This window comes from Leclercia sp. UBA1284, assembly GCF_002308415.1.
Classification (GTDB): domain Bacteria; phylum Pseudomonadota; class Gammaproteobacteria; order Enterobacterales; family Enterobacteriaceae; genus Enterobacter; species Enterobacter pneumoniae.
In genome coordinates this window covers 268,197-294,050 of record NZ_DBUS01000009.1, presented here as the reverse complement: position 1 = coordinate 294,050, position 25,854 = coordinate 268,197, and the positions used below count along the sequence as shown (strand labels likewise).

Sequence of the window (25,854 nt, the reverse complement as noted above, 5' to 3'; positions counted from 1 at the left end):
GCCCCTTATGTTTAATTAGTCCCACCAGACGTCGAAAAGTTCGCTGATGCGTACCTCTTCGTATTTATGGTCTTCTAACCATTTACGGACGATAGCCTGATGTTCTTCCGTGCAACGGCCGATCTCTTGTTTGCAGATCAGACCTTCCCACGCCAGGTAGCCACTGCCATCAAAGGCCAGCTGGTTAGGTTCGATAACCTCTTCGATAAACGCATCAACGTCTTTATCGATCTGTTCTACGCTGGTGCCTTCCGGAAAACGCCATGCAACGGAAAAACCTACTTCCTGGAATTCGTCGATGTGCATTTTCTTACGCAGACGACGGCTACGGTTCTTTGCCATTATTTCACCCTCTCGAACATTAAGTCCCATACGCCGTGACCAAGACGATGGCCACGCTGTTCAAATTTGGTTACCGGCCGGGAGTCCGGACGCGGCACGTAGTCGTTACTTTGCGACTGGTTTTTATACCCGTCGAGCCCCGACATGACTTCCAGCATATGTTCTGCATAGGCTTCCCAGTCGGTCGCCATATGGAAAACGCCACCCAGTTTAAGCTTACTCTTCACTAACTCAGCAAAGGGTGCCTGCACAATGCGACGTTTATTATGACGCGCCTTGTGCCATGGGTCAGGGAAAAAGAGCTGAACCATGTTAAGTGAGTTGTCAGGGATCATTTTGTGCAGCACTTCTACCGCATCGTGGCACATCACACGCAGGTTTTCGACACCCTCTTCATGGGCCGTAGCCAGACATGCGCCCACGCCCGGTGAGTGCACTTCAATACCGAGGAAATTTTGTTCCGGGCGCGCTTTCGCCATCGTGACCAGCGAAGCGCCCATGCCAAAACCAATTTCCAGGGTGATGGGCGCGTCGCGGCCAAACAGTTCGACAAAATCGACAGGCTGCTCGCTGAACTCAACGCCCATCACCGGCCAGTAGTTGTCCAGCGCATGTTGCTGACCCTTGGTCAGGCGCCCCTGACGGCGGACGAAGCTGCGAATACGGCGCAGCGGGCGGCCGTTTTCATCAAATTCCGGTGAAATGACGTCGTTTTTCATAAAAGAGTAGTCTGCTTGTGAGTATGTTCGGGAAACGGGCATTATCCAAAGTTAAGGCATCTATGCAAGCATGGGAAAGATCCGGTTTACAGCTGATTGCCGCTGTGCTGCAATTCGCCCCCCTGATATCGCGAATCGAAGACCATGCAAGCCTCTCAATTTTCAGCCCAGGTGCTGGACTGGTACGACAAATACGGGCGTAAAACCCTGCCCTGGCAAATTGAAAAAACGCCCTACAAAGTATGGCTCTCTGAGGTGATGTTGCAACAAACGCAGGTCGCCACCGTGATCCCCTATTTTGAGCGCTTTATGGCGCGTTTCCCAACGGTAACCGATCTGGCGAATGCCCCCCTTGATGAAGTGCTGCATTTGTGGACCGGGCTTGGCTATTACGCCCGGGCGCGTAATCTGCACAAAGCCGCTCAGCAGGTTGCCACGCTCCATAAGGGTAAGTTCCCGGAAACCTTTGACGAGGTTGCGGCGCTGCCCGGTGTCGGGCGTTCCACCGCCGGGGCGGTACTCTCCCTGTCGCTGGGCAAACATTTTCCAATACTGGACGGAAACGTTAAGCGGGTGCTCGCTCGCTGCTACGCCGTTGACGGCTGGCCCGGAAAAAAAGAGGTCGAAAAGCGTCTGTGGGCGTTAAGCGACGCGGTGACGCCGGCCAAAGGGGTTGAGCAGTTTAATCAGGCAATGATGGATTTAGGGGCGATGGTCTGCACCCGCTCCAGACCAAAGTGCGAGCTTTGCCCGGTTAATAACCTCTGCGTAGCCTATGCCAACCATTCATGGGCTAACTACCCTGGCAAAAAACCTAAGCAAACGCTGCCAGAGCGCACCGGCTATTTTCTGCTGCTGCAGCATGATGAGAACGTCTTCCTGGCCCAGCGTCCGCCGAGCGGGCTGTGGGGTGGATTGTTCTGTTTCCCGCAGTTTGCCGACGAAGCCGGGCTGCGCGCCTGGCTGGCGGATCGGCAGATTAATGCCGATAATCTTCGGCAGTTAACCGCGTTTCGCCACACCTTTAGCCATTTCCATCTGGATATTGTGCCAATGTGGCTTCCTGTGTCCTCATTCACCGCGTGCATGGATGAGGGAACCGGTCTCTGGTATAACTTAGCGCAGCCACCGTCAGTGGGACTGGCGGCACCTGTAGAGCGCTTGTTACAGCAATTACGTGTTGGGGCATCAGCGTAGCCCCGGCACGACAAAGAGGAATGATTATGGCCAGAACAATTTTTTGCACCTTCCTGCAACGTGACGCAGAGGGTCAAGACTTCCAGCTTTATCCAGGCGAGTTGGGTAAGCGCATCTATAACGAGATCTCCAAAGAAGCCTGGGCGCAGTGGCAGCATAAGCAGACCATGATCATCAACGAGCAGAAGCTCAATATGATGAACGCTGAACATCGTAAATTACTGGAGCAGGAGATGATCAACTTCCTGTTCGAAGGTAAGGATGTTCACATCGAAGGCTATACGCCGCCGGAAAAATAATGAAGGGCCAGATGGCCCTTTTCACTGCTCACAACACGCACTCCCGGAATGATGAAAAAATTTTTAGCGCTAGCCCTTGTTGCGCCGTTGCTTGTTTCTTGTTCCTCGAAAAATAAAGGCGATAGCTATAACGAAGCCTGGATAAAAGACACTAACGGTTTTGACATTCTGATGGGGCAGTTTGCCCATAACATTGAAAATATTTGGGGATTTAACGAGGTCCTGATTGCCGGACCGAAAGATTACGTTAAATATACCGACGCGTATCAGACCCGTAGCCACATCAACTTTGATGACGGTACGATCACGATTGAAACCATTGCAGGCACTGAACCTGCGGCACGCCTGCGTCAGGCCATCATCAAAACCTTGTTGATGGGTGACGATCCGGGCACTATCGATCTCTACTCTGATGCCGACGACATCACCATCTCTAAAGAGCCGTTCCTGTACGGCCAGGTGGTGGACCAGACCGGCCAGCCGATTCGCTGGGAAGGTCGCGCCTCGAACTTCGCCGATTATCTGTTACAAACGCGCATGAAGAGCCGCACCAACGGCCTGAAAATCATCTACAGCGTCACCATCAATCTGGTACCGAACCACCTCGATAAACGTGCCCATAAGTACATCGGTATGGTGCGTCAGGCGTCGCGTAAGTATGGCGTCGATGAGTCGCTGATCCTCGCGATTATGCAGACTGAATCCTCGTTTAACCCTTATGCCGTCAGCCGTTCCGACGCGCTGGGTCTGATGCAGGTTGTGCAGCACAGCGCCGGGAAAGACGTGTTCCGTTCACAGGGGAAATCGGGTACGCCGAGCCGTAGCTATCTGTTCGATCCTGCCAGTAACATTGATACCGGCACCGCCTACCTGGCGATGCTGAACAATGTCTACCTGAGCGGCATTGATAACCCTACGTCGCGTCGTTATGCGGTGATCACCGCCTACAACGGCGGTGCGGGCAGCGTGCTGCGCGTCTTCTCCAGCGATAAGATACAGGCGGCGAATATCATCAACAGCATGGCGCCAGGCGATGTCTATCAAACCCTGACCACCCGCCATCCGTCCGGTGAATCCCGTCGCTATCTTTACAAAGTGAATACGGCGCAGAAAAACTATCGTCGTCGTTAGTCCACACTTTCCTCTCACCCTGCCCCGTCTCCCTGTGGCAGGGTGAGGCGGACGCCACAACGCCCTCCTGCCATACGAAAATGTTATTTGCATCACAATCCAAACTGCAAATTAATGAGGATTGCATTTTTTTGCGGGAGGTAACAAAACATCAGGCCGTCCACTGATAGAATTGCACCAAATAGCCCCCCCTGAATGTTTACACACTAACAATTAGCCCGCTCACTTGTGAGGAAAGCAACATGAACCTTAAGCTGCAGCTTAAAATTTTGTCATTTCTGCAGTTCTGCCTGTGGGGGAGCTGGCTAACCACGCTCGGCTCCTACATGTTTGTCACGCTGAAATTTGATGGCGCATCCATCGGGGCGGTATACAGCTCGCTCGGTATCGCGGCGGTGTTTATGCCGACGTTGCTGGGGATAGTGGCGGATAAGTGGATCAGTGCGAAGTGGTTGTACGCACTCTGTCACCTTGTAGGCGCAGCAACGCTATTTATGGCGGCCGGGGTGACCACGCCTGGGGCGATGTTTGCGGTCATTCTGCTTAACTCGCTGGCTTATATGCCAACGCTTGGGCTGATCAACTCTATCTCCTACTATCGCCTGAAAACGGCAGGTATGGATATCGTGACCGACTTCCCGCCAATCCGTATCTGGGGCACCATCGGCTTTATCATGGCGATGTGGGCGGTGAGCTTCTCTGGGTTCGAACTGAGCCATATGCAGCTCTATATCGGCGCGGCGCTCTCCGTACTGCTGGTGCTGTTCACCCTGACGCTGCCGCATATTCCGGTTTCCAACCAGCAGAGAAACCAGAGCTGGAGCAGCATGCTCGGTCTGGATGCGTTTGCGCTGTTCAAAAACAAACGCATGGCGATCTTCTTTATCTTCTCGATGCTGCTGGGCGCTGAACTGCAAATCACCAACATGTTCGGCAATACGTTCCTGCACAGCTTTGATAACGATCCGCTCTTCTCGGGTAGCTTTATCGTTGAACACGCGTCGGTAATGATGTCGATTTCGCAGATCTCCGAGACGCTGTTTATCCTGACTATCCCATTCTTCCTGAGCCGCTATGGCATCAAGAACGTGATGCTGATCAGTATCGCCGCGTGGATGCTGCGCTTTGGTCTGTTCGCTTACGGTGACCCGTCTGCCTTCGGCACCGTGCTGCTGGTTCTGTCGATGATTGTCTACGGCTGCGCCTTCGACTTCTTCAACATCTCGGGTTCCGTGTTTGTCGAGAAAGAGGTTCGCCCTGAAATTCGCGCCAGTGCGCAGGGGATGTTCCTGATGATGACCAACGGCTTCGGCTGTATTCTCGGCGGGATTGTGAGCGGTAAGGTTGTGGAGATGTATACCACTAACGGCATTACCGACTGGCAGCCGGTATGGCTAATCTTCGCCGGTTACTCCGTGGTGCTGTTCTTTGCCTTCATGGCTCTGTTCAAATACAAACATGTTCGTACTGCGGATGGCGTTCAGCCCATCGCACACTCGTAAGATGTTGCCCCTCTCCCGCGGGAGAGGGGCTGTGCATCACTTCAGCACATAGCCGTACAACCGCTTAATTCCGTCCGCATCCTTTTCGCTGTAGACTCCCTGTAGCTCCGGTGAGAAGCCGGGCAGAAGATTAACCCCCTCTTCCAGCGCCAGGAAGTAACGCTGTACCGCCCCGCCCCACACTTCGCCAGGCACAACGCACAGCACGCCCGGTGGATAAGGCAACGCCCCTTCAGCAGCGATACGCCCTTCCGCTTCGCTAATACGCACCAGCTCCACGTCGCCGCGGATAAACGCCTGGTTAGCATCCTGCGGATTCATCGCCACCGACGGCAGGCTCTCCTGTCGGAACATCGCTTTTTGCAAATCTTTAACATCAAAGCTGACGTACAGATCGTGCATCTCCTGGCATAGCTGACGCAGGGTGTAGTCGCGGTAGCGCACCGGATACTTCTGCCAGATAGTGGGCAGCACGTCCGCCAGCGGCGTATCGTCTTCAATGTGCTGTTCAAACTGGCCGAGCATTGCCACCAGCTGCGCCATCTTATCTGCGCTCTCCGCCGGGGTGAGCAGGAAGAGGATTGAGTTGAGGTCGCATTTCTCCGGCACAATCCCGTTTTCACGCAGATAGTGCGCCAGAATAGTCGCCGGAATACCGAAGTCGGTGTACTCCCCGGTTTGCGCGTCGATGCCGGGAGTGGTCAGCAGTAGCTTGCAGGGATCGACAAAGTATTGCTCACTGGCGTAGCCCTCAAAGCCATGCCATTTTGCTCCCGGCTCAAAGCTAAAGAAGCGCAGTTCACTGGCAATCGCGTGGGTGGGATGGTCCTGCCAGGGTCGCCCGCCTACCTCCGGCGGAATAAACGGACGTATCATTTTGCAGTTGGCGATGATCGCTTTACGCGCTTCAATACCCAGCGCGACGCACTCAGCCCAGAGACGGCGTCCGCTCTCCCCTTCGTGCATTTTGGCGTTCACATCCAGCGCGGCAAACAGCGGATAGAACGGGCTGGTAGAGGCATGCAGCATAAAGGCATTATTCAGGCGCTTATGCGGGCAGAAGCGTGCCTGGCCGCGAATGTGGTTATCTTTTTTGTGAATTTGCGAGGTTTGCGAGAACCCGGCCTGCTGCTTGTGCACCGACTGGGTGACAAAAATACCTGGATCGTTCTCGTTCAGTTCCAGTAACAGCGGTGAGCTGTCAGCCATCATCGGGATAAACTGCTCATAACCGACCCATGCCGAGTCAAACAGGATGTAGTCACAGAGGTGACCAATTTTGTCGATGACCTGACGAGCATTGTAGATGGTGCCATCGTAGGTGCCGAGCTGGATCACCGCCAGGCGGAACGGACGTGCATCGTTCGCCTTCTCCGGTGCCACCTCGCGAATCAATTTACGCAGATAGTCATCGTTAAAGCAGTGTTCATCAATCCCGCCGATAAAGCCAAACGGGTTTCGCGCCGCCTCCAGGTAGACCGGCGTCGCACCGGCCTGAATCAGCGCTCCATGATGGTTTGATTTATGGTTGTTGCGGTCAAACAGCACCAGGTCACCACGGGTGAGCAGCGCATTGGTCACCACTTTGTTAGCGGCAGAGGTGCCGTTCAGCACGAAGTAGGTTTTGTCGGCGTTAAAGACCTTTGCCGCGAATTTCTGCGCATGCTTGGCCGAGCCTTCGTGGATCAGCAGATCGCCCAGTTTGACGTCGGCGTTGCACATATCGGCGCGAAAGAGATTCTCGCCAAAAAAGTCGAAGAACTGACGCCCGGCCGGGTGCTTTTTAAAGAAGGCACCGTGCTGATGGCCAGGGCAGGCAAAGGTGCTGTTCTCCATGGCAACGTACTGGGTCAGGGTGTCGAAAAACGGCGGCAGCAGCGTCTCTTCGTAGCGGCAGGCGGCGTTTTCGAGCTCCAGCCACTCCTGCGCTTTACCCGCGATGACGGCGGCAACCCCGGCAGGCGCATCCAGCGGCTCTTGCGAGAACATAAATACAGGTAGCTGGAACCCCGTGCGTTTCAGTAAGGCCAGGATACCGCTGTGACTATCAGCGAGGGTAATGACGACTGCCGCCACATCCGTAAAATCGGTGTTATCCAGCGTCACCACTTCCCGGTGCGTGGACAAGGCGGAAACCAGCTCGCGGCTGACGGCAATTTTCATTGTTTTCATAAGCGCAAATACCCGTTAAAGGCGAGAAAAAGCCCCGGACAGGGTGACAACCCTGCCCAACGAATGTGTCTGACCGGAGTTCAGCTCCGACCGCCAGACATCAGTAAAAGCAGAACATGTCTGATTTTACTGCTGTCCTGCAGCGAGCGTGCGATACCCTCACCGCATGGTGAGGATAGAGGAGAAAGCGGAGATACGGCCAGCCATTCGCAAAGCGACATACAACATATTCATAGGCGGCCCCGTATCCTGAAGGAGAAAATTCGCGCAATAATGTCACCTTTCGCCAGGGGGCGCAAGGAAGAATCCTTATGCAGAAAAGCGGCTAAGAATTGGCGATTACTCTCTGAAAAGAGTAATAATAATGCAATATCAATGAGTAATTAACAGGAGTCCATTTTGGTTATCGGCCCCTTTATCAATGCAAGTGCCGTGCTGCTGGGCGGCGTGCTTGGCGCGGTTTTAAGCCAGCGTTTACCTGAGCGTATTCGCTCCTCCATGCCGTCGATTTTTGGTCTGGCCTCGCTGGGTATCGGCATTCTGCTGGTCATCAAGTGCGCCAACCTGCCGGTGATGGTGCTGGCGACCCTGCTCGGTGCGTTGATCGGCGAATTTTGCTATCTGGAAAAAGGTATTAACGGCGCCGTCGGCAAAGCCAAAAATCTGATCTCGCGCGGCAAGAACGCCGCCGGCGCGCACGATTCATTTATTCAGAGCTATGTGGCAATCATTATTCTCTTCTGCGCCAGCGGCACCGGTATTTTTGGCTCGATGCAGGAGGGGATGACCGGCGACCCGAGCATTCTTATCGCTAAGGCGTTTCTCGATTTCTTCACCGCCACCATCTTTGCCACCACGCTGGGTATCGCCGTGGCGGCGATTAGCGTGCCGATGTTGCTGATTCAGCTTGCTCTGGCGACCTGTGCCACGCTCATCTTGCCGCTCACCACTCCCGCGATGATGGCCGATTTTACTGCCGTGGGTGGCCTGCTGCTGCTGGCAACCGGGTTGCGGATTTGCGGCATTAAAATGTTCGCCGTGGTGAATATGCTTCCCGCGTTGATCATCGCTATGCCGCTCTCGGCCCTGTGGACGGCCTTTTTTGCCTGAGTTCGCAGCAATCTGGCGAGAGAGTGTGCAGTCTGTAGCGAAAACAACAAATTTCGTTGACGCGAATGGGCGGATCGGGTTTAATGCGGCCCGTTGCCCGGATAGCTCAGTCGGTAGAGCAGGGGATTGAAAATCCCCGTGTCCTTGGTTCGATTCCGAGTCCGGGCACCACTATTTAGAAGAACCCGCCTATGGCGGGTTTTTTGCTTTCTGAAGCCGGACTCTCCATCGAACTTCGTTCGATTATTCGCCGCAGGCGGCTCACCCCTTCGGGGCCAGCGTGACAAGCGCGCTGTTCAACGCTTTCAGCGTTAGTCCGGGTCCGGGCACCACTATTCAGAAGAACCCAGCCTATGGCTGGGTTTTTGCTTTCTGAAGCCGGACTCTTCATCGAACTCCGTTCGATTATTCGCCGCAGCACTTAAATCATTCAGCCTGCAAATCTAAAAAATAAACAATAACCCTTTATAATATTATTTATAGAAATGGCTCAGGTTAATTATGAAACATATTAATCAGGACCACAAAAAAATAAATATATTGCCGAGATGAATCCCAGCCGAATAAATTCCTAATCCACCCCTTTAAGGGAATAATAGCTTTCCGTTTATGAAAATCACTTCAGGTCAGGCTCAGGGCAAGGTAATATTATTTTTGCGAAAAAGCAGAACAGCAAATTCAGTTTGTATCACCAGGAAATTTCAGCGTGATCATTTCTATTTGCCTCAGGAATTTTCATTAAATTAAATATGGATTTTGTAAATGAATAAAAATATTCAAGCCGCTATTATTGCCGTAGCGACGGTGATGAGCGTCCCGGCTATGGCCGCAGGGAATACGGCTCAGGTTGTGATTGACGGCATTGTCATTGATGACACTGAATCCTGTAATATTACTCCGGGCGGCGCCATAACCAGTAATACCGTCAGGCTCGACGATATTAGAGCGAATGAACTTGAAAAACTGGCAGTCAACGCCCCTTCAATGACATTTGCGAAGGACGTGTTCTATACCATTCAGGACTGCAAAACCGGAGGACGTAATTTTACGGGGAATCTGACGGTAAGTATGTCAGGTAACTTCAATGCTGCGATGGATAATGTCCTGGTCAACGAAATTACCACTAACCCAGCCCGCAATGCGGCAATCACCCTCGTCAATTATGACAATAGCCGCATCAAACTTGACGGCTCAAGCACTAAAACGGTCGCGTTTACGCCGGGTGCCCCTACCCTGGTACGCTACAAAGCAACTTACGTGAAAACGGCAAACGGCGTCACTGCAGGTGATATTAAAGGCACCTCCGTCTTCACGGTCTCCTACTAAAAGCCAACAAAGCCTGCCGCTGGCAGGCTTTGCTAAATACCCATCGGGTTTTGTCGGTAAAGCATTCAGCCCAATGCGCGCTATTTCTCTGCCGCCTGCTCTCTTCCCACCAGCACCGTCGTGATGACAAACGACAACACCAGCGCAATAGCCACACCCGATAGCGCAAACATAAAGTACGGGCCAATATAGGCGGGTAAACTAAAGATGCTCGACAGAATGTAGCCATACAGGCGCACTCCGAAGAAGGCGATAAACGCCGATGCCAGCGAGCTGGCTACCGTAGCCGCGATAAAGGCTTTTTTGTAGCGGGTCAGTACGCCAAATAGCGCCGGCTCGGTGATCCCCAACAGGGCCGAAATCGCGGCTGACAGCGTGACCGTTTTCTCCTGACGATCGCGGCTCAGGCGCCAGATTGCAAAGGTCGCACCGGCAATCGCCATATTAGCCATAAACATCATTGGCATCAGCATGTCGTAGCCGCGGTCGCTGAAGTTTTGCAACGCGATGGGCGTCATGGCGTGGTGCATGCCGGTAAGAATGGCCACCGGTCGTATCGCACCGACGATTAACCCGGCAAAGCTCGCCGACACGCCGAACAGCCCTTCAATAAAGTAGGCCAGCCCTTTGCCCAGCCAGATCCCGATGGGGCCAATCACCACCAGCGCGGCCAGCGCGCCAATAAACAGCGTCAGCGTGGGCGTAAAGACGGTTTTCAGCACATCCGGCATGATGCTGTCCACCCAGCGATGGATATAGCTCAACGCCAGCACCGAGAAGATGACCGGAATAACGCTTGAGGCGTAGTTAAACACCGATACCGGAATAGCATTAAGCAGCCAGAGCGCGCTTACCGCCCCTTCCTGATGCGCCGCCAGCGCTTTAGCCGCCTCAATCAGCGAAGGATACATCAGGCAGGCCGCAACGGCTGCCGCCAGGTATTCGTTCGTTTTAAAGATCCTGGCCGCCGACACCGCCAGGAAGAACGGCAGGAAGTAAAAGACGCCGCTGGCGATCAGATCGATAACCATCACGGTATCGCTCTTCGCAGAGACCACCTTCAGCGCAATAAGGCCCGCCAGCAGCCCTTTGATCATCCCTGCGCCGGCAATGGCAGGTACGATGGGGCCAAACACGCCGGAAACGGTATCCATAAACATCGAGACCAGGCTCTTGCGCCCTTTTGTCTCCGCTGGCGCGCTGTCGGTGCCCTGTCCCAGCACCTTCAGCATTTGTTCATACCAGCTATTCACCTTTGGTCCGATAATGACCTGAAACTGGTCGCTCTGGAGCTGAGCCCCCAGCACGCCCGGGAGATTTTTAATGGCGGCCTGATCCACTTTATTGTCGTCGATTAAATCGAAGCGTAATCGCGTCATGCAGTGCCAGACTTTATTTATATTCCCCTGGCCACCGACCAGACGAATAATATTGTTGATGGCTTCTTGCGTCCCCATAAAGACTCCTGCCGGTGTTGTTGTTTTAATGTTGTCCAGAAGCATAATTAAACCTATCTGACAAAACAAACCAATAAAAGTTGATTAGCCTCACAGTTACTTACAAACAGAGGCCAAAAACCCACGCTTTAGCAAAATTGGTACGGTTTTTAATTCATTTATTCGCAAATAACTGACCAAAATAAATAATAAAAAAAACGGTTTACCTGCCAACATTTTTAGGGCGATGATAAACCTATCACCTATTCCCAAAGTCGCCGCAAAGGAGTTCTTCGTGACGCCTGTGATTATTAAAGATATTGCCTGCTTTATTACCCGTCCGGACAGACATAACCTGGTGACCGTGCGCGTTACCACTGAACAGGGGGTAATCGGGCACGGCTGCGCCACTTTCCAGCAGCGTCCGCTGGCGGTCAAAACGCTGGTCGATGAATATCTAAAGCCGCTGCTGATTGGCCGCGATGCCAGTAACATCGAAGACCTGTGGCAGATGATGAACGTGAACGCCTACTGGCGTAACGGCCCGGCAATGAACAACGCCATTTCTGGCGTGGACATGGCCCTGTGGGATATCAAAGGCCAGCTGGCGGGTATGCCGCTTTACCAGTTGCTGGGCGGCAAATCTCGCGATGCGATCCCCGCTTACAGTCATGCCAGCGGCGAGACGCTGGGTGCGCTGTTCGCCTCTGTGGATACGCTACTGGCGCAGGGCTATCGTCATATTCGCTGCCAGTTAGGGTTTTATGGCGGCACGCCGTCAGCCCTGCACGCGCCTGATAACCCCACCCCCGGGGCCTGGTTCGATCAACACGAGTACATGGCTAACACCGTGGAGATGTTCCGCGCCCTGCGGGAAAAATATGGCTGGAAGATCCAGTTCTTGCACGATGTACATGAGCGCCTCTTCCCTCAGCAGGCCGTTCAACTGGCGAAACAGCTGGAGCCTTATCAGCCTTACTTTATCGAAGATATTCTCCCGCCGCAGCAGAGCGGATGGCTGGAGCAGGTTCGCCAACAAAGCTGCGTCCCGCTGGCGATGGGCGAGCTCTTTAATAACCCGGCGGAATGGCATGACCTGATTGTGAATCGCCGTATCGACTTCATCCGCTGCCATGTTTCGCAAATTGGCGGCATCACCCCGGCTATCAAACTGGCGCATCTCTGTCAGGCCTTCGGGGTACGCCTGGCGTGGCATGGCCCCGGCGACATGACGCCCATCGGCGTGGCGGTGAATACCCATCTGAACATTCACCTGCACAATGCCGCTATTCAGGAGTTCATCCCGCGTTCGGACACCACCGATCGGGTGTTCCCGGGGGCGCCAGAGGCGAAAGAGGGCTTTATCTATCCCCCTGTCGCGCCAGGCATTGGCGTAGGGTTCAATGAGGAGCTGGCGCGGGCGCATCCGGTGGTCTATCGCCCACACGAATGGACGCAAAGTCGTCTGCCCGATGGCGCGATTCACACGCCCTGATTTTGCCGCCAGGCTAAGTTATCGCGGTTCCACGGAGTGACGTAGGTACAGGTATAGTTGATATCAATGATATCGCTGACTTCAAAGACGCGCCCTCCCTCCAGAATCCCACGGTTATTGATATGCATTGCCGGGCTGCCTTTTTTGCAGCCCAGCATGACGGCCTGTTCACGGCTGACGCTCACGGCGCGATAGGTCGTGAGCATGTGCGAGATAGTTAAACCTTTACTCACCACATACTGCTGGATAGAACGCTCGATCGCCTGTTGATTGAGGTCGGGGAAGTCCGCGACAGGCATACTGGAAACCTCCAGCTGTACCGGCTGATCGTCGACATAACGCAGACGGCAAAAGTGCCAGATGAAGCTCTCTTCCGCGATGCCAAAGATCTGTTGCGCCGCCCGGTCAGGCCGCCGCTTATGCAGGCTTAGCATCCGGTAACGCATCTGATCAAAGCGCTTTTCGGTGATCGAGTTGTAGATCAGTGGGTTGTTACGCGCATGCTCGTTGATCCAGATCCCCGAGCCCTGCACAATGCGCACCACGCCAATGCTCACCAGTTTTTCCAGCGCCTGACGAATCGTAAAGCGCGACACGCCATACTCTTCGGCCAGCTGCCGCTCAGGGGGCAGTTTACGCGGCCCAGACGTGCTCTCCTGATAAATTTTGCTCAGAAGATCCTGGGTAACAAACTCACTTTTTTTCATGGCTCGGCCCTGCCTATTTTCAACCGTTGCGGCGAGCGATGAGTTTATCATTTTGCGCCTGGTTATTTTATAACGCTTCACTTAACACGCAGGAACCCCCTTCGCCAGCAGCGCTGGCCAGACGGATGCCCAGTCAGATCCATGCGCCATACCTGCTACGCGCACAACCCGAACACAATCGCCGCCCACCGCCTGCTGAAAACGCGCGGCGACGGCAGGTGGAACGGTCGTATCCTCTTCACCGCTGAAGTGGGTTTGCGGCACGTGGCGCAGGGTCGCGGCTGCATCCATCGCGCTAAGCGCGTGCGGCATGGGGCTGACCTTGTGCTGCCTATTCACAAAGGCCACATCCAGGTTGCCTGCTACGGTGCGCAGAGTCCGCACATCGCGACGTCGCTCAGCCAGCAGCGCGGCAATATTTCCGCCGCCGGAGTAGCCAATCACATCGAGTTGCACGCCCGGGTAGCGCTGCACGACCTGGTCGAGCGCCTCGTTCATGGCATCAATCACCGCGGGAGAAAAACGATCGTTTGTCCACATGTTTACCTGGCACTGGCGCGGCAGAGGCGAAGATAAAAACTGACAGGGCCGGGCGAGATAGAGCACATTGGCCGCTGTATCGCTGGCGGCCAGTTTCAGGCCAACCGGATTATGCGGGGTGGGGTTATTTGATGGCTGGGTACGACTTCTCCAGGCAAAGCCGTCCCCTTCAATGTACACCCGCAATAAATTAACCGGACGGGTAATTCGGCTCCAGCTAACAAGGGTAAATTGATTAGCCTGCAAATCAGTGCTGATCAGACCAGAACGAGCAGCCATTTTATTTGCCGCCTGATTAAGATCCCCTGAAACACACCCTGTTAATAAAAAAGATAAGTGAATCAATAGCACCAGAAAGAATATATTTTGTTTTTGCTGCATTTAATTCCAATCCCTAAGTTAAATTAAAAGACACATAAAAAAGAGGCCTTTGTTTCAATAACAAATAATTAAGCAGCGCTTATTGTTTTTGGCAACAAAATGTATATTCTCCACACCAATGATATCGGATTAATCCGAAGATTAGACCAGCTGCATCTTACAATGTTTGCAACTTTATGATGGTACACCATGGAAAAAAAACGCCTTAGCCAGCTGATCTCTCTGCTGCTGGCCTCCGCGGCTGCGCAGGGTTTGATGACTACGCACGCCTTTGCTGTTGCCTCTAGCGATCTCGTTATCACGACCTCTGCTGATAGCGTCATTATTGATGACCCACTGATCGGTAACCCCACCACGGCGTTAGCGGTGAACTCGGGTATTACTGTTGGAACCCTTATTAATAACAGCCATATTCAGGATATGGCTGACAATAATTCTTATAGCAATCTTAATATTGCCCAAATTGATGGTAATGTCGGTACACTGATTAACAATGGCACCCTTGCCAGCGTCAATCGCTATCACTATGGCAGTATTCTTGAAGTCAGTTCTGCCGGTGTAGTTTCAAACTTCATCAACCATGGCAAAATTGAATTTTCAACCGACAGCTATAGCCTTAATTATTACGATACTGGCGCGATTGATAATGCCGGCAATATCGGCACGCTGACTAACGCAGTTGATGGCACAATTAACGGGCCACGCGGTATCAGTAACCTGGGGCGGATTGATAATTTAAATAACGCCGGGGTCATCGCAACCGAATCGGGAAATATGCCAGGATTTGGCAACAATGGCGCTATTTACAACAGCGGCTCCATCGGTACGCTGCATAACACCGGAAGTCTGATCGCCACTGAGGATATGATGGGTGACAGCTCAGGGGTTTATAACCAGGGCACCATCACCACGCTGATTAACGATAATACCATTGAGGCCAGTAACAGCGGCATTCACAACTACGGTATCATCAATACCCTCGAGAATAATGGCACGATCCACGGCAGCATTGGTATCTTTGACAGTACCTCCGGCACTACCTCAATCAAGAGTATCGTTAATAACGGCGAGATCGTTGGTAGTTACTCAGGTATTTACCTGATTAATTTCAATACCACGCCGGATGCCATGACCATTGTGAATAACGGCGTGATAAGCGGCCAGACCTACGCGCTCTATATTTACAGCGACATCAATAATGGCAATGCCAGCGCTGACGTGACGCTGACTAACACCAATATGGTGAAGGGCATTATTGAATCCCGTAGCCCTGTCGCGCTGAAAATTAACGGCGGCGATCACTCCGTGGGCGTGCTGACCGGCCTTGATGGGCTCAACACTGTCGGCACCATTACCACCACCAAATCCGATCTCATCTTTGGTACCGGTTCCCTGTTGCTGAATGACAACGTGTTGACCAACAACAGCACCGTGGTGAACGACGCGGCCTCGCTGCAGGTGAATAACGCCATCAGCATCACCGGCGATTACCATCAAAAAGCCGCTGCGACGCTGATTTCCGGGATCTCCGATCTGGCGACCCAGGACCTCGACCTGCTGAGCGACAGTGGCTACGGCCGCCTGAACGTTAGCGGCAACGCCGTCATCGACGCGGGTTCCAGCGTTAACCTACTGCGTACCGGCAGCACCTACAAATTCGCTGAAGGTCAGCGCTATGTGGTGGTTAACGCGCAGGGCGCGGACACGCAATACAACGCCAGCGCGTTGAAATATAAAGCCGTCGGTTATAACGGCAAGGTTTACGGTTCAGTGTATGAGGTTGAGGCCAATAAAGCCCTGGTGCTGACCGTGGGCCCACAGAACAGTGAACCGGATGTGGTGACGAACCCAACCAAACCTGAGCCGACAACGCCGACGCAGCCGACGCCAACTCAACCGACTACGCCAACTCAACCGACTACGCCGACAAAGCCGACTCCAACTCTGCCGACGAAGCCGACTCCGACTCAGCCGACGCCGACGCCGACGCAGCCCACTCAGCCAACTCAGCCGGCGCAACCTGAGCCGACTCTGCCGACGCAACCGACTCAGCCATCACAACCTGAGCCGACAGAACCTGCGCAGCCAGGTAAACACAGCTGGGCTACCACGCCAACCGCAACCGCGGCGCTGGGCGGTCTGAGCAACTACTCTGGCATCGCTTCCCCGCAGCTGCTTGAACTGTATAACGCCTCTTTAGCGATCGATGGCACTGCAGAAGCCAACCGCGTGGGCGAGAAGCTTTCTCCGGGTCAGAACATCAACACCAGCACCGCAGCAGGGGTAGCAACCTCTACCGCACAGGCCGTGGTTGGCGCACACATTGATGCCGTACGCAATCCACAGGCCTCCGGCACCACGGGCGTGGCGACCGGCGACGACTATAGCGCGAACTGGATCGTCTGGGGTCAGCCGTTTGGCGGTTATGCCCGTCAGGACAGTACCCGCGATATCAGCGGTTACTCCGCCAAATTCGGCGGTCTGATCCTCGGTGCCGACCGCGCGCTGGGCGACGACTGGCGTCTGGGTGCGGCGGTGAACTACAGCAACACCTCTGTTCACGGTAAAGACAACCTGAGTGGTAACACCTCTACCGCCGATAACTACGGTGTGATTGCTTACGCAGGTTATACCGGCGAACCCTGGTACCTGAACCTCTCCGCAGGGCTGAACCGTCAGAACTACAGCTCCGTTCGTCGCGCTGAGTTCACCGGTTTCTCCGGCTCCGCTCAGGGTAAATTTAACGGCTCTTCCGTCACCCTGCAGACCGAGTTCGGTTACCCGATCACCCTGCCGGCAGACGTGGTCGTCACGCCGCTCGCCAGCCTGACTTACGGTTATCAGCATGTTGATGGCTATACCGAGACAGGCGGAAACGGCATGGCGCTGGACGTGGGCAGCACCCACTCTGAATCGGTGGTGAGCGATATCGGTGCCCGCATCGAAAAAACCTTCGATACCGGTCTGGGTAAGCTGACGCCATTCGCACAGGTTTCCTGGATCCACCAGTATGACAACCGTCAAATGAGCAGCCGTGCGACCTACGCCGCAGATACCATTGGTGAAACCAGCTTCATCACCAAAGGCGCGGCCCCGGTCGAAGATATGGCCGGTCTGGCGGTTGGTAGCACGCTGTATGACGCAAACGAGCTGAGCATTGATGCCCGTTACGATCTGCAGGCAGGTGAACGTTACCAGGCGCATACCTTCAGTCTGCGTTTACGTAAGATGTTCTGATAACCACAGCTGAAAAACGGGGCCACTACGGGCCCCGTTTTTTTATCCCTCTGCCAGCCATTGAATTTTTACCCCTGCAGGTCGATAGTAGTCATTTTTCAATAAGTAGAATGCTATGACTGCAACCACGCTCTCCCCGGCATTAAAAGGCGGCGCGTTGATCCTGCTGCTTGTCCTGATCTACACCGGTGTCTATACCGGCGACCGTATCACCTGGCTGATGGAAGTCACGCCGGTGGTGATCGTTGTGCCTCTACTGCTGGCAACCCATCAGCGCTATCCCTTAACCCCGCTGCTCTACATTCTGATTTTCTTGCACGCCCTCATTTTGATGGTCGGCGGGATGTACACCTATGCCAAAGTGCCCATCGGTTTTGAGGTGCAGGCGCTGTTCGACCTCAGCCGCAACCCCTACGACAAACTGGGTCACTTCTTCCAGGGGCTGGTGCCGGCCGTGGCCGCGCGGGAGATCTTGCTGCGCGGTCATTACGTTCAGGGGCGCAAAATGACCGCGTTTCTGGTCTGCTGCATTGCGCTGGCCATTAGCGCCACCTATGAGCTGATCGAGTGGTGGGCGGCGCTGGCAATGGGACAAGGCGCGGATGATTTCCTCGGGACCCAGGGCGATCCCTGGGATACCCAGTCGGATATGTTCTGCGCCCTGCTCGGCGCGCTCACCACCGTCCTGCTGCTCGGGCGCACTCATCAGCGACAGCTAATGAGGACGGTTAAGCCTTAAGGTCAATGCCGCTGTGCGCCAGCACGCCCATCTGGCTATACATGGCGCAGGCGGCGCTGACGATCGACATGCCCAGCGCGGCGCCACTCCCCTCGCCAAGCCGGAGGTCGAGCCAGAGATAGGGCTGTAAACCAAGATGTTCCAGCGCACGCTGCGATCCCTTCTCTGCCGAGAAATGGGAAGGGATACAGTAGTGTTTCACCGCCGGCGCGATCTGGCAGGCCGCGATTGCCGAAGCGTAAGAGAGAAATCCGTCGAGCACCACCGGCAGTCCGCAGGCCCCGGCCCCCAGGATAACCCCGGTCATCCCCACCAGGTCATACCCCCCTACCTTCGCCAGCACGTCCAGCGCATCGGCGGGATTGGGCTGATTAACGCGGATGGCCTGCCTGACAATCGCCTCCTTGTGCTGCAGCCGCTCGGGGGGCAGGTTTGCACCATGCCCCACCACCTCATGCGGATCGCAGCCACACAGGACGCTGATCATCGCCGAGGCGGGGGTGGTGTTCGCCATCCCCAGCTCACCGGTACCCAACACCGCGATCCCCGCTGCGGCCCGCTGTTTTACCAGCTCAGCGCTCGCCAGCAGGATCTGTTCCGCCTGCTCGCGACGCATTGCCGGACCGACGGCGATGTTATCGCTGCCCCGCGCCACTTTCAGGCTGAGCATCCCGTCGAGTGGGTCGCCGTTAATGCCCACATCCACCGGCAGCACCGTCGTCTGGTTGCTTCTCGCCAGCACGCAGACGCCAGAGGAGCCATTGAGCATATTCTGCGCCTGAAGACGGGTGACCGCCTGCGGAGCCAGCGCCACCCCCTCCTGATAGACACCGTGGTCGGCGCACATCACGATAATCTCTTTGGCCAGATCGCCCAGCGGCGGCAGCCCCCGCATACCCGCCAGTTGAATAGCCAGCGCTTCCAGCCTGCCAAGGCTATTCAGCGGCTTCACCAGACCATCAATGTGCTGCGCGGCCTGCGCCATTTTCTCTGCGTCCAGCGGGGCGATCGCCGCCACCAGCGCTTCTATGCTCTGCATCGGTGTTATTCTCACTGTTCTGAACGGAAGGGACTTTGATGATTAAAGTGGCGTAAGATCATAAACCCACCGCGATTTTCCACCATCGTCCAGCTGCCCTGCTGAAACGGAAAGTGCCACATCGCCTCTGCCGGCATACGCAGCCAGTGGGCCAGCATCAGGCTTAATACGCCCTGATGAGCGACGACCAGGCTGTCGCCGTCTTCCTGTTGTTGCGCCAGCTCGTCGGCAACGCTTTTTACCCGCCCGGCAAATTCGGCAAAGGGCTCACCGCCGCCGGGGGTGACGTTCTGCCAGTCATCCACCCAGCGCTGCCACGCCTGGGGTTCCTCTTCGGCAATGCTGCTGTGGTGGCGCATCTCCCAGCTACCGAAGTGCATCTCGTTGAGCCGGGGATCGCTGTTAGTAATAATGCCGTTGGGCACCACCAGCCGGGCGGTTTGCTGCGCGCGCTGAAGCTGGCTGCAGTGAATTTGCCCGAAGGTGAGCGTCGCCAGACACTCCCCCACTCGCCGCCCCTGCTCAATGCCTTTATCGGTTAATGGCAGGTCGGTGCTGCCGTAAAAGAGGCCGCTCTCATTGGCTGCGGTTTGCCCATGACGTACCAGAACCAGGCGCATGGTTTAGCTCCACATCAGGGCCAGCAGAAACAGCGTCTCGCCGGTTTCTGCCAGCGCGCCAAGAGTATCGCCGGTCTGGCCGCCTAAACGGGTACGCAAATAGCGCACCAGGCACGCCATCAGCCCCCAGGTGACCAGCATCGCCGCCACGCCGTGGAGTCCGGTCAGCGCCACCACGATAAGCGCGCCGATGAGCAGCGTTATCGCCGCTTCGTGAAACAGAATGCCGCCAATGTACAGCGTACCCAGCCCCTCGCCTTCCCGGGCATAGCGCTGACCATACATCCCCAGCACCAGCCCTGCCCGTGAGACAACCGGCGCGCAGACCAGCAGCGCGAAGAGTTCCACAGGGGGGCGAGAGGATAAGCCCGTCACCGCCATCACCTTGAGCAGAATGCAGAAGATCAGCGCCAGCCCGCCGAAGGTGCCGAGGCGGCTGTCCTTCATGATCGCCAGCATCCGCTCCCGGCTACGGGCAGAGAAGATCCCGTCGCAGGTATCGGCCAGCCCGTCGAGATGGAAGCCGCCCGTCAGCAGGGCCATCGCCAGCGCCCAGACGGCGGCCCCCAGGTAAATGCCGCCGCCCGTCTGGCTCACCAGCAACGCGGCCAGCGCGGCCACCACGCCGACAAACAGCCCCACCAGCGGGAAATAGGGCACGCCACGCCCGAGCTGGCGAAACTCGACGCCATCGGCCCACTTCTCCGGCACCGGGAAACGGGTCATTAGCCGCAGCGTGGCCCAGAGTAAATTCAGCTTCATTTAATTTTGACTCCAATCCCTGAGACCATCAGCCATACGTCGTCTGCGGCCCGGGCCAGCTTCTGGTTGGCCCGCCCGGCGATATCGACAAAGTGACGTGCGAGGCGATTTTCCGGGGTGATGCTCATCCCCAGCTCATTGGTAACAATAAATACCGGTGCCGCCGTGTGCTGGCAGGCGGCAATCAGCGCGTCCACCTGCTCCTGCAGCCAGATCTCCAGCGGCGCGAAATCGAGCGTATCCGGGTCGGCACCGCCGGAGGCCTCGTACAACAAGTTAGCGAGCCAGGTGGTGATGCACTCCAGCACCACCCCTTCTCCCGGCTGCACCTGCTCGCGTAGCACCCGATCGAGCGCACGGTATCCCTCCCAGGTGCGCCAGTGCGCGGGGCGCTGCGCCTGATGCTGCGCAATGCGGCGAGCCATCTCCTCGTCCGTCACGACGGAGGTCGCGATATAGAGCACCTGCTGACACTGTCCGGCAACCAGCTTTTCAACCTGCGCGCTTTTGCCGCTGCGCGCCCCGCCCGTAATTAAAATCATGCCATCGGCTCCTGATGCTCGCGCATAATCCGGTAAATGCTCTGTAGATCGAGATGCTGGCGCATGCTCGCCGCCAGCTTGTCAAACTGCTGCGCTTTATAGGCCGCGTAGTCTGGCAAGGTTTCCAGGGGGGCGAGTCCTTTTCGCACCCGCAGGCTGTCCACCAGGGCACGGGTAAAGATGTCGTTGTCGAACAGACCGTGCAGATAGGTACCCCAGACCAGGCCATCGTCACTCACCGCGCCGTCGGCGACGGGCTGGCCATTTTTTTGCAGGTACAGGGCCGGCTGCGCGCCGGTAGCCAGGGTGGTTTGTCCCATATGGATTTCGTAGCCGCGCAGCGTCAAGCCTGAAGCACTGGCCAGCCAGCCGGGAAGTTCAGCCAGTCTGGCATCGACCAGGGTAGTGGTTTTAAGTGGGGCGAAACGGGTGACGGTATCCAGCAACCCCAGCCCTGGCAGCGTACCGAGGCCGGACTCCACCTCATCTATCAGGGTGTTGCCTAGCATCTGATATCCGCCGCAGATCCCCAGTAGCGGCACGCCGTTCCGGTGTTGCACCCGCAGCGCCTGCGCCATCGCGCTCTCCCGCAGCCAGGTGAGATCCTGCAACGTACTTTTGCTGCCCGGCAGGATAATCAGATCTGCGCCTGCAAGCTGGTGCGGATCGCGGACATAGCGCACCCGCACGTCCGGCTGCGCGGAAAGGGCATTAAAGTCGGTGAAATTGGACATGTAAGGCAGTTGCACCACGGCGATATCGACGCTGCGCTGCCCCTGCTGCATGGCGCGGCGTTGTAACACCACGCTGTCTTCCTCTTCCAGATCAAGCTCCAGCCAGGGCAGCACGCCCAGAACCGGCACGCCGGTGAGCGCCTCAATCTGCCGCAGTCCCGGGGTCAGCAGCGACACATCGCCGCGAAATTTATTAATGATGACCCCTTTCACCCGCCAGCGCTCATGCTCCTGCAACAGGGCCAGGGTGCCGTAGATCGCCGCAAAGACGCCGCCGCGATCGATATCGGCCACGAGGATCACCGGACAGCGGGCAATCTCGGCCATGCCCATATTGACGATATCCCGGTCGCGCAGGTTGATCTCTGCCGGGCTGCCCGCCCCTTCCAGCACCAGCCGGTCGTACTCCTGCGCCAGGCTCTGGTACACCGCGGCAATCTGCTCGCGAAGCCGGGGTTTGAAATCGTGGTAGCGAACGGCATCCATATCGCGCAGCACCTCGCCCATCAGCACCACCTGCGCCTGGCAGTCAGAGGTGGGTTTCAGCAAAATGGGGTTCATACGCACATCCGGGGGGATCCCCGCCGCTTCGGCCTGCATGATCTGCGCCCGCCCCATCTCTTTACCGTCAGGGGTGATGCCGGAGTTGAGCGCCATGTTTTGTGATTTAAAGGGGGCGGTGCGCCAGCCATCCTGATGGAATATCCGGCACAGCCCGGCCACCAGCACGCTTTTCCCCACGTCCGAGGCGGTGCCCTGCAGCATGATTGCCTGCGTCATTACTTCTCCTGAATACCTTCACTGAGAGGTATTCAGCTTATCACTACATGCCTCCAGCCCAACACTATCGTTGCGCTGACAATGGTGAGGATGGCGGCAATATGCAGCAGAAAATCCATCGGGTGTATCTCAACGGGGTGGCATAAGGTGAGCAGCGTCAGCGCCATGCTGGCGACCCCGGCCCCGGCGGTCGCCAGGGTGCGCAGAGGATAGAGTGACCGGGTGCGGCGCAGATACGCAATGACAATCACCACCATCGGGGCGCTGACCGTGAGCATAAAGGCATAGCAGTTCACTTCACCGCTGTGATGCCCGGCAGGAGGCGATGAATTGAGGCTGAACAGCGCCCCTATGGCCCATAGCAGCAGGGGCAGCGCAAACCAGCGCCAGCTCAGCGGCTTGCGCCCGGCAATACTCAGGGTGAACGCATTCGCAATCGCCATTCCCCCTACCAGGAAAGCGAGAGAGAGTTGCACCACCGCCAGCCAGGATCCCGCTGCAGACCAGTCGGTGGCGGCACGGTTGACCAGCAGGCTGCTTAATCCTGCGCAGGGGAGCGCCAGCAGCATCCAGGTGAGCACCCGCAGATTGCGGGCCTGCGGGCGCGTCACGGGCGTCGCCTCGCGGCTCAATTGTTTAATCAAGAGATCATGATCGGCCATGGTTCGCTCCCATCCGGCGAAGATTGGTTAAGGCTCTGTGCAGGAGAGATTTGACCGCCGAAATAGTCAGGTTATGCCGTGCGGCGGCCTCGGCGAGGCTCATCTCCTGCAGGTGGATATGCTCCACAATCTGGCGCTGGCGCGCCGGAAGCTGGTCTAAAATCGACGCCAGCTCCTCTTCGGTTTCTTGTTGCCCGATATTCCCGGTCCAGGTCCCTTCCGCCAGCGGCTCATCGTCGGTTTCCCGCCGCTGTCGCCGTCCGCGCTGGCGTAACGCATCCACGGCACGCGCCTGCGCAATCGCCATCAACCAGGGTAAAAAGGGGCAGGCCGGATCGTAGGTATGACGCACCCGGTGCACGGTGAGCAGCACCTCCTGAATCACATCATCGATCAGCACAGGATCGGCAATCTGCTTACGGACCAGCGCCCGAATCACCGGCACCAGGGCCCGGAGCAACAGGGAATAGGCGTCGCGATCCCCGGCCTGCGCACGTGCCATCAGCCCGGGCCAGGTCTCGCGGGGAGCCAGATTGCTATCCATCATTCGCCATGCGAATTACCTCACGCTTTTTTACCGGCCGCCCGATCGAGGGCGTTCACCACAATCGACGGGGTCAGCACCTGCGGCAGCACCTTAGGTTCGCTACCGTCGGCCGGATAGACCACGTACAGCGGCAGCCCGCCCTGCCCGAAGGCCGTCATGGCATCGTCGATATCGGCGTTAAATTTGGTGGAGTCCGCCACCATATAAATAGTGCCAGTGCGCGACAGCGCCTGCTTCACCGCCGCGGTAGAGAGCGAGGTGCGATCGTTCACCTGACAGGTGATGCACCACGAGGCGGTAAAGTTCACAAAGATAGCTTTGCCGTGGCCGCGCATCTCTGCCACCGTTTGCGGCGACCACTTCACCGGCGCGACCTGGCTCGCAACGGCCGGTTCTGCCGTAACGGACTGCGTCTGCATGATGCCCGGCAGGGGCGTAATCGCCGCCACGAAGAGCACCACCGTTACCGCCAGCAGCACTTTATACGAACGCCCGGCGAAACGTCTGCGCTGGGCCATACCATACAGCCACGCGGTGAAGCTCACCACCACGGCACAGGCCAGCATTGCCGCCAGCGCGGTGGTTCCCGCCTGTTGCGCTAATACCCACACCAGCCAGGCAAAGGCGCCAAACATCGGAAACGCCAGTCCGCGCTTGAGGATATCCATCCACGCGCCCGGTCTGGGCAGGCGAGCGGCAATCGCCGGGAAGAGCGAAATCAGGGTAAAGGGGGCGGCGAACCCCAGCGCCAGCGAAAGGAAGATAACCAGCGAAACCGCTGGCGGCTGCACCAGCGCATACCCTACCGCACCCGCCATAAAGGGGGCTGAGCATGGTGTAGCGACCACAATCGCCAACGCGCCGGTTAACGCCGAACGGGTAAATGCCCCGCGCCCGCCTGAGATCTCACCCGCCCGCTGCAGGGATAATCCCACCTCAAACACCCCCAGCAGGTTCAGCGCCGCGCCGAGGATAATCAGCGCCAGCGCGGTAATGACCAGTGGAGATTGCAGCTGAAAGCCCCAGCCCACGGCAGTACCGCCAGCGCGCAACGCCAGCAACACGGCGGCCAGCGCCAGCATGGTAAAAATCACGCCCAGTAAAAAACCGAGCCCTTCGGTGCGGGCGCTGGCCCGGTCTCCCTGATGTCGCAACAGCCCCAGCGCCTTCAGCGAAATCACCGGAAAAACGCACGGCATAAAATTGAGGATAATGCCGCCGGCGAAGGCGGCCAGAATGGCGGTTAACATAGCGGGCCCCGAAACTGAATTATGAATGTGTGTTCGCGTATTGCTTCACGGCATCCATGGACTTCTGGATATGCTGGTCAGGGTTACGGTCGGTATAGCTCATCAGAATTTTACCGTCGGGGGCGATGACGTAGGAGGTGCGGTCAGAGACCGTTTTACCGTTCATCTGCATCAGCGTTTTGTACTCGCCCGCCACTTTCGCGCCGGGATCGGCGGCCACGGCAAATTTATCACGGCACTCCAGCTTCGAGAACTCATCCACCTGATCGACATTCCCGGCGGTGACCCCAACCACGGTCGCCCCCAGCTTTTTAAAATCATCGCTCGCTTCGGCGAAAGCATGTGCCTCCAGGGTGCAGCCTTTGGTAAAGGCTGCCGGGAAGAAGTAGAGCACCACCGGGCCTTTCTGTAATGCCTGCTGAAGCGAGAAGGTGAGCGGCTTGCCCCCCAGCGCCCCTTTCAGGCTGAAATTGGGCGCGTTATCCCCCACCTCGAGCGCCGCGTTGGCATTCAGGGTAAAGAGGGAAAAGGTCAGTACCGCAGCAGCAGAGAGAGTGTTAAACAGTTTCATGGTCAGCTCCATCA

At 56.4% G+C, this 25,854-nt stretch carries 24 protein-coding genes and 1 tRNA gene; 10 read left to right on the top strand and 15 right to left on the bottom strand.

Annotation, left to right across the window (positions count from 1 at the left end; translation table 11 throughout):
• Positions 1-15: 15 nt before the first annotated feature.
• Together B3511_RS19980 and trmB are read right to left on the bottom strand one after the other, a co-directional pair.
• On the bottom strand, positions 16-342 hold the full coding sequence (locus B3511_RS19980) for a YggL family protein (RefSeq protein WP_040074066.1): 327 nt from the start codon (positions 340-342) through the stop codon (positions 16-18).
• Entirely contained in the window at positions 342-1,061 is a 720-nt protein-coding gene (gene trmB, locus B3511_RS19975; RefSeq protein ID WP_040074065.1) for a tRNA (guanosine(46)-N7)-methyltransferase TrmB, read from the bottom strand. Before trmB ends, B3511_RS19980 begins: the two co-directional genes overlap by 1 nt.
• A 144-nt stretch (positions 1,062-1,205) precedes the next feature.
• On the opposite strand from trmB, the gene mutY reads away from it, so the two are divergent.
• The 4 genes from mutY (at position 1,206) to B3511_RS19955 (ending at position 5,190) form a co-directional block, all read left to right on the top strand.
• Entirely contained in the window at positions 1,206-2,258 is a 1,053-nt protein-coding gene (mutY, locus tag B3511_RS19970) for an A/G-specific adenine glycosylase (protein WP_286791410.1), read from the top strand.
• A 26-nt stretch (positions 2,259-2,284) separates the two neighbouring features.
• Positions 2,285-2,557 (top strand): oxidative damage protection protein, encoded by a 273-nt coding sequence (locus B3511_RS19965; RefSeq protein WP_040074062.1) that lies wholly within the window; start codon positions 2,285-2,287, stop codon positions 2,555-2,557.
• A gap of 51 nt (positions 2,558-2,608) precedes the next feature.
• Positions 2,609-3,688 (top strand): membrane-bound lytic murein transglycosylase MltC, encoded by a 1,080-nt coding sequence (mltC, locus tag B3511_RS19960; RefSeq protein WP_233800956.1) that lies wholly within the window; start codon positions 2,609-2,611, stop codon positions 3,686-3,688.
• 242 nt (positions 3,689-3,930) lie between these two features.
• Entirely contained in the window at positions 3,931-5,190 is a 1,260-nt protein-coding gene (locus B3511_RS19955; protein ID WP_040074059.1) for a nucleoside permease, read from the top strand.
• 36 nt (positions 5,191-5,226) lie between these two features.
• On the opposite strand, the gene B3511_RS19950 is transcribed toward B3511_RS19955, so the two are convergent.
• Positions 5,227-7,362: an ornithine decarboxylase gene (locus tag B3511_RS19950; protein ID WP_286791408.1), complete on the bottom strand. Its 2,136-nt coding sequence runs from the start codon at positions 7,360-7,362 to the stop codon at positions 5,227-5,229.
• A 399-nt stretch (positions 7,363-7,761) separates the two neighbouring features.
• Here B3511_RS19950 and B3511_RS19945 point away from each other — a divergent pair, with 399 nt between their 5' ends.
• From B3511_RS19945 to B3511_RS19935, 3 genes are all read left to right on the top strand, one after another.
• Entirely contained in the window at positions 7,762-8,472 is a 711-nt protein-coding gene (locus B3511_RS19945; RefSeq protein ID WP_040074057.1) for a DUF554 domain-containing protein, read from the top strand.
• A gap of 95 nt (positions 8,473-8,567) precedes the next feature.
• Positions 8,568-8,643, top strand: a tRNA-Phe gene (locus B3511_RS19940).
• Positions 8,644-9,234: 591 nt separating this feature from the next.
• Entirely contained in the window at positions 9,235-9,798 is a 564-nt protein-coding gene (locus B3511_RS19935) for a fimbrial protein (RefSeq protein ID WP_286791407.1), read from the top strand.
• Positions 9,799-9,878: 80 nt separating this feature from the next.
• Here B3511_RS19935 and B3511_RS19930 read toward each other — a convergent pair whose 3' ends face one another.
• Positions 9,879-11,255 (bottom strand): PTS transporter subunit EIIC, encoded by a 1,377-nt coding sequence (locus tag B3511_RS19930; protein ID WP_286791406.1) that lies wholly within the window; start codon positions 11,253-11,255, stop codon positions 9,879-9,881.
• A 274-nt stretch (positions 11,256-11,529) separates the two neighbouring features.
• Here B3511_RS19930 and B3511_RS19925 point away from each other — a divergent pair, with 274 nt between their 5' ends.
• The gene (locus tag B3511_RS19925; protein ID WP_046886032.1) at positions 11,530-12,729 is read left to right on the top strand and encodes an enolase C-terminal domain-like protein; all 1,200 of its coding nucleotides are present in this window, start codon (positions 11,530-11,532) and stop codon (positions 12,727-12,729) included.
• Here B3511_RS19925 and B3511_RS19920 read toward each other — a convergent pair.
• On the bottom strand, positions 12,717-13,436 hold the full coding sequence (locus tag B3511_RS19920; protein ID WP_286791405.1) for a GntR family transcriptional regulator: 720 nt from the start codon (positions 13,434-13,436) through the stop codon (positions 12,717-12,719). The genes B3511_RS19925 and B3511_RS19920 overlap by 13 nt on opposite strands.
• Positions 13,437-13,517: 81 nt before the next feature.
• Entirely contained in the window at positions 13,518-14,255 is a 738-nt protein-coding gene (locus B3511_RS19915) for an alpha/beta hydrolase (RefSeq protein ID WP_349676220.1), read from the bottom strand.
• A gap of 291 nt (positions 14,256-14,546) precedes the next feature.
• Here B3511_RS19915 and B3511_RS19910 point away from each other — a divergent pair, with 291 nt between their 5' ends.
• Together B3511_RS19910 and B3511_RS19905 are read left to right on the top strand one after the other, a co-directional pair.
• Positions 14,547-17,594, top strand: coding sequence for an autotransporter outer membrane beta-barrel domain-containing protein (locus B3511_RS19910; protein WP_286791403.1), 3,048 nt, complete (start codon positions 14,547-14,549; stop codon positions 17,592-17,594).
• A gap of 115 nt (positions 17,595-17,709) precedes the next feature.
• Positions 17,710-18,333, top strand: coding sequence for a DUF2238 domain-containing protein (locus B3511_RS19905; RefSeq protein WP_286791402.1), 624 nt, complete (start codon positions 17,710-17,712; stop codon positions 18,331-18,333).
• Here the strand turns inward: B3511_RS19905 and cobT are convergent.
• The 9 genes from cobT to B3511_RS19860 are packed head-to-tail and all read right to left on the bottom strand — an operon-like array spanning position 18,323 to position 25,840.
• Positions 18,323-19,372 (bottom strand): nicotinate-nucleotide--dimethylbenzimidazole phosphoribosyltransferase, encoded by a 1,050-nt coding sequence (gene cobT / locus B3511_RS19900; protein WP_286791401.1) that lies wholly within the window; start codon positions 19,370-19,372, stop codon positions 18,323-18,325. The two genes, B3511_RS19905 and cobT, sit on opposite strands and share 11 nt — an antisense overlap.
• Positions 19,373-19,383: 11 nt before the next feature.
• Positions 19,384-19,992: an adenosylcobalamin/alpha-ribazole phosphatase gene (locus tag B3511_RS19895; protein WP_286791400.1), complete on the bottom strand. Its 609-nt coding sequence runs from the start codon at positions 19,990-19,992 to the stop codon at positions 19,384-19,386.
• A 3-nt stretch (positions 19,993-19,995) separates the two neighbouring features.
• Positions 19,996-20,754: an adenosylcobinamide-GDP ribazoletransferase gene (gene cobS, locus B3511_RS19890; RefSeq protein WP_286791399.1), complete on the bottom strand. Its 759-nt coding sequence runs from the start codon at positions 20,752-20,754 to the stop codon at positions 19,996-19,998.
• Positions 20,751-21,296 (bottom strand): bifunctional adenosylcobinamide kinase/adenosylcobinamide-phosphate guanylyltransferase, encoded by a 546-nt coding sequence (cobU, locus tag B3511_RS19885; protein WP_286791397.1) that lies wholly within the window; start codon positions 21,294-21,296, stop codon positions 20,751-20,753. Before cobU ends, cobS begins: the two co-directional genes overlap by 4 nt.
• Complete coding sequence (locus B3511_RS19880) at positions 21,293-22,810, bottom strand: cobyric acid synthase (protein ID WP_286791395.1); 1,518 nt, start codon at positions 22,808-22,810, stop codon at positions 21,293-21,295. The genes cobU and B3511_RS19880 overlap by 4 nt, the downstream gene beginning before the upstream one ends.
• A gap of 32 nt (positions 22,811-22,842) precedes the next feature.
• Complete coding sequence (locus B3511_RS19875; RefSeq protein WP_286791394.1) at positions 22,843-23,472, bottom strand: NrsF family protein; 630 nt, start codon at positions 23,470-23,472, stop codon at positions 22,843-22,845.
• Positions 23,459-24,016 carry a sigma-70 family RNA polymerase sigma factor gene (locus tag B3511_RS19870; protein ID WP_286791481.1) on the bottom strand — a complete coding sequence of 186 codons (558 nt, stop codon included), beginning with the start codon at positions 24,014-24,016 and terminating at the stop codon, positions 23,459-23,461. Before B3511_RS19870 ends, B3511_RS19875 begins: the two co-directional genes overlap by 14 nt.
• Positions 24,017-24,036: 20 nt before the next feature.
• Positions 24,037-25,269, bottom strand: a complete 1,233-nt coding sequence (locus tag B3511_RS19865; RefSeq protein ID WP_046886022.1) for a protein-disulfide reductase DsbD family protein — start codon at positions 25,267-25,269, stop codon at positions 24,037-24,039.
• Between the two features lie 19 nt (positions 25,270-25,288).
• Positions 25,289-25,840, bottom strand: coding sequence for a peroxiredoxin (locus B3511_RS19860; RefSeq protein WP_046886036.1), 552 nt, complete (start codon positions 25,838-25,840; stop codon positions 25,289-25,291).
• Positions 25,841-25,854: the final 14 nt, after the last annotated feature.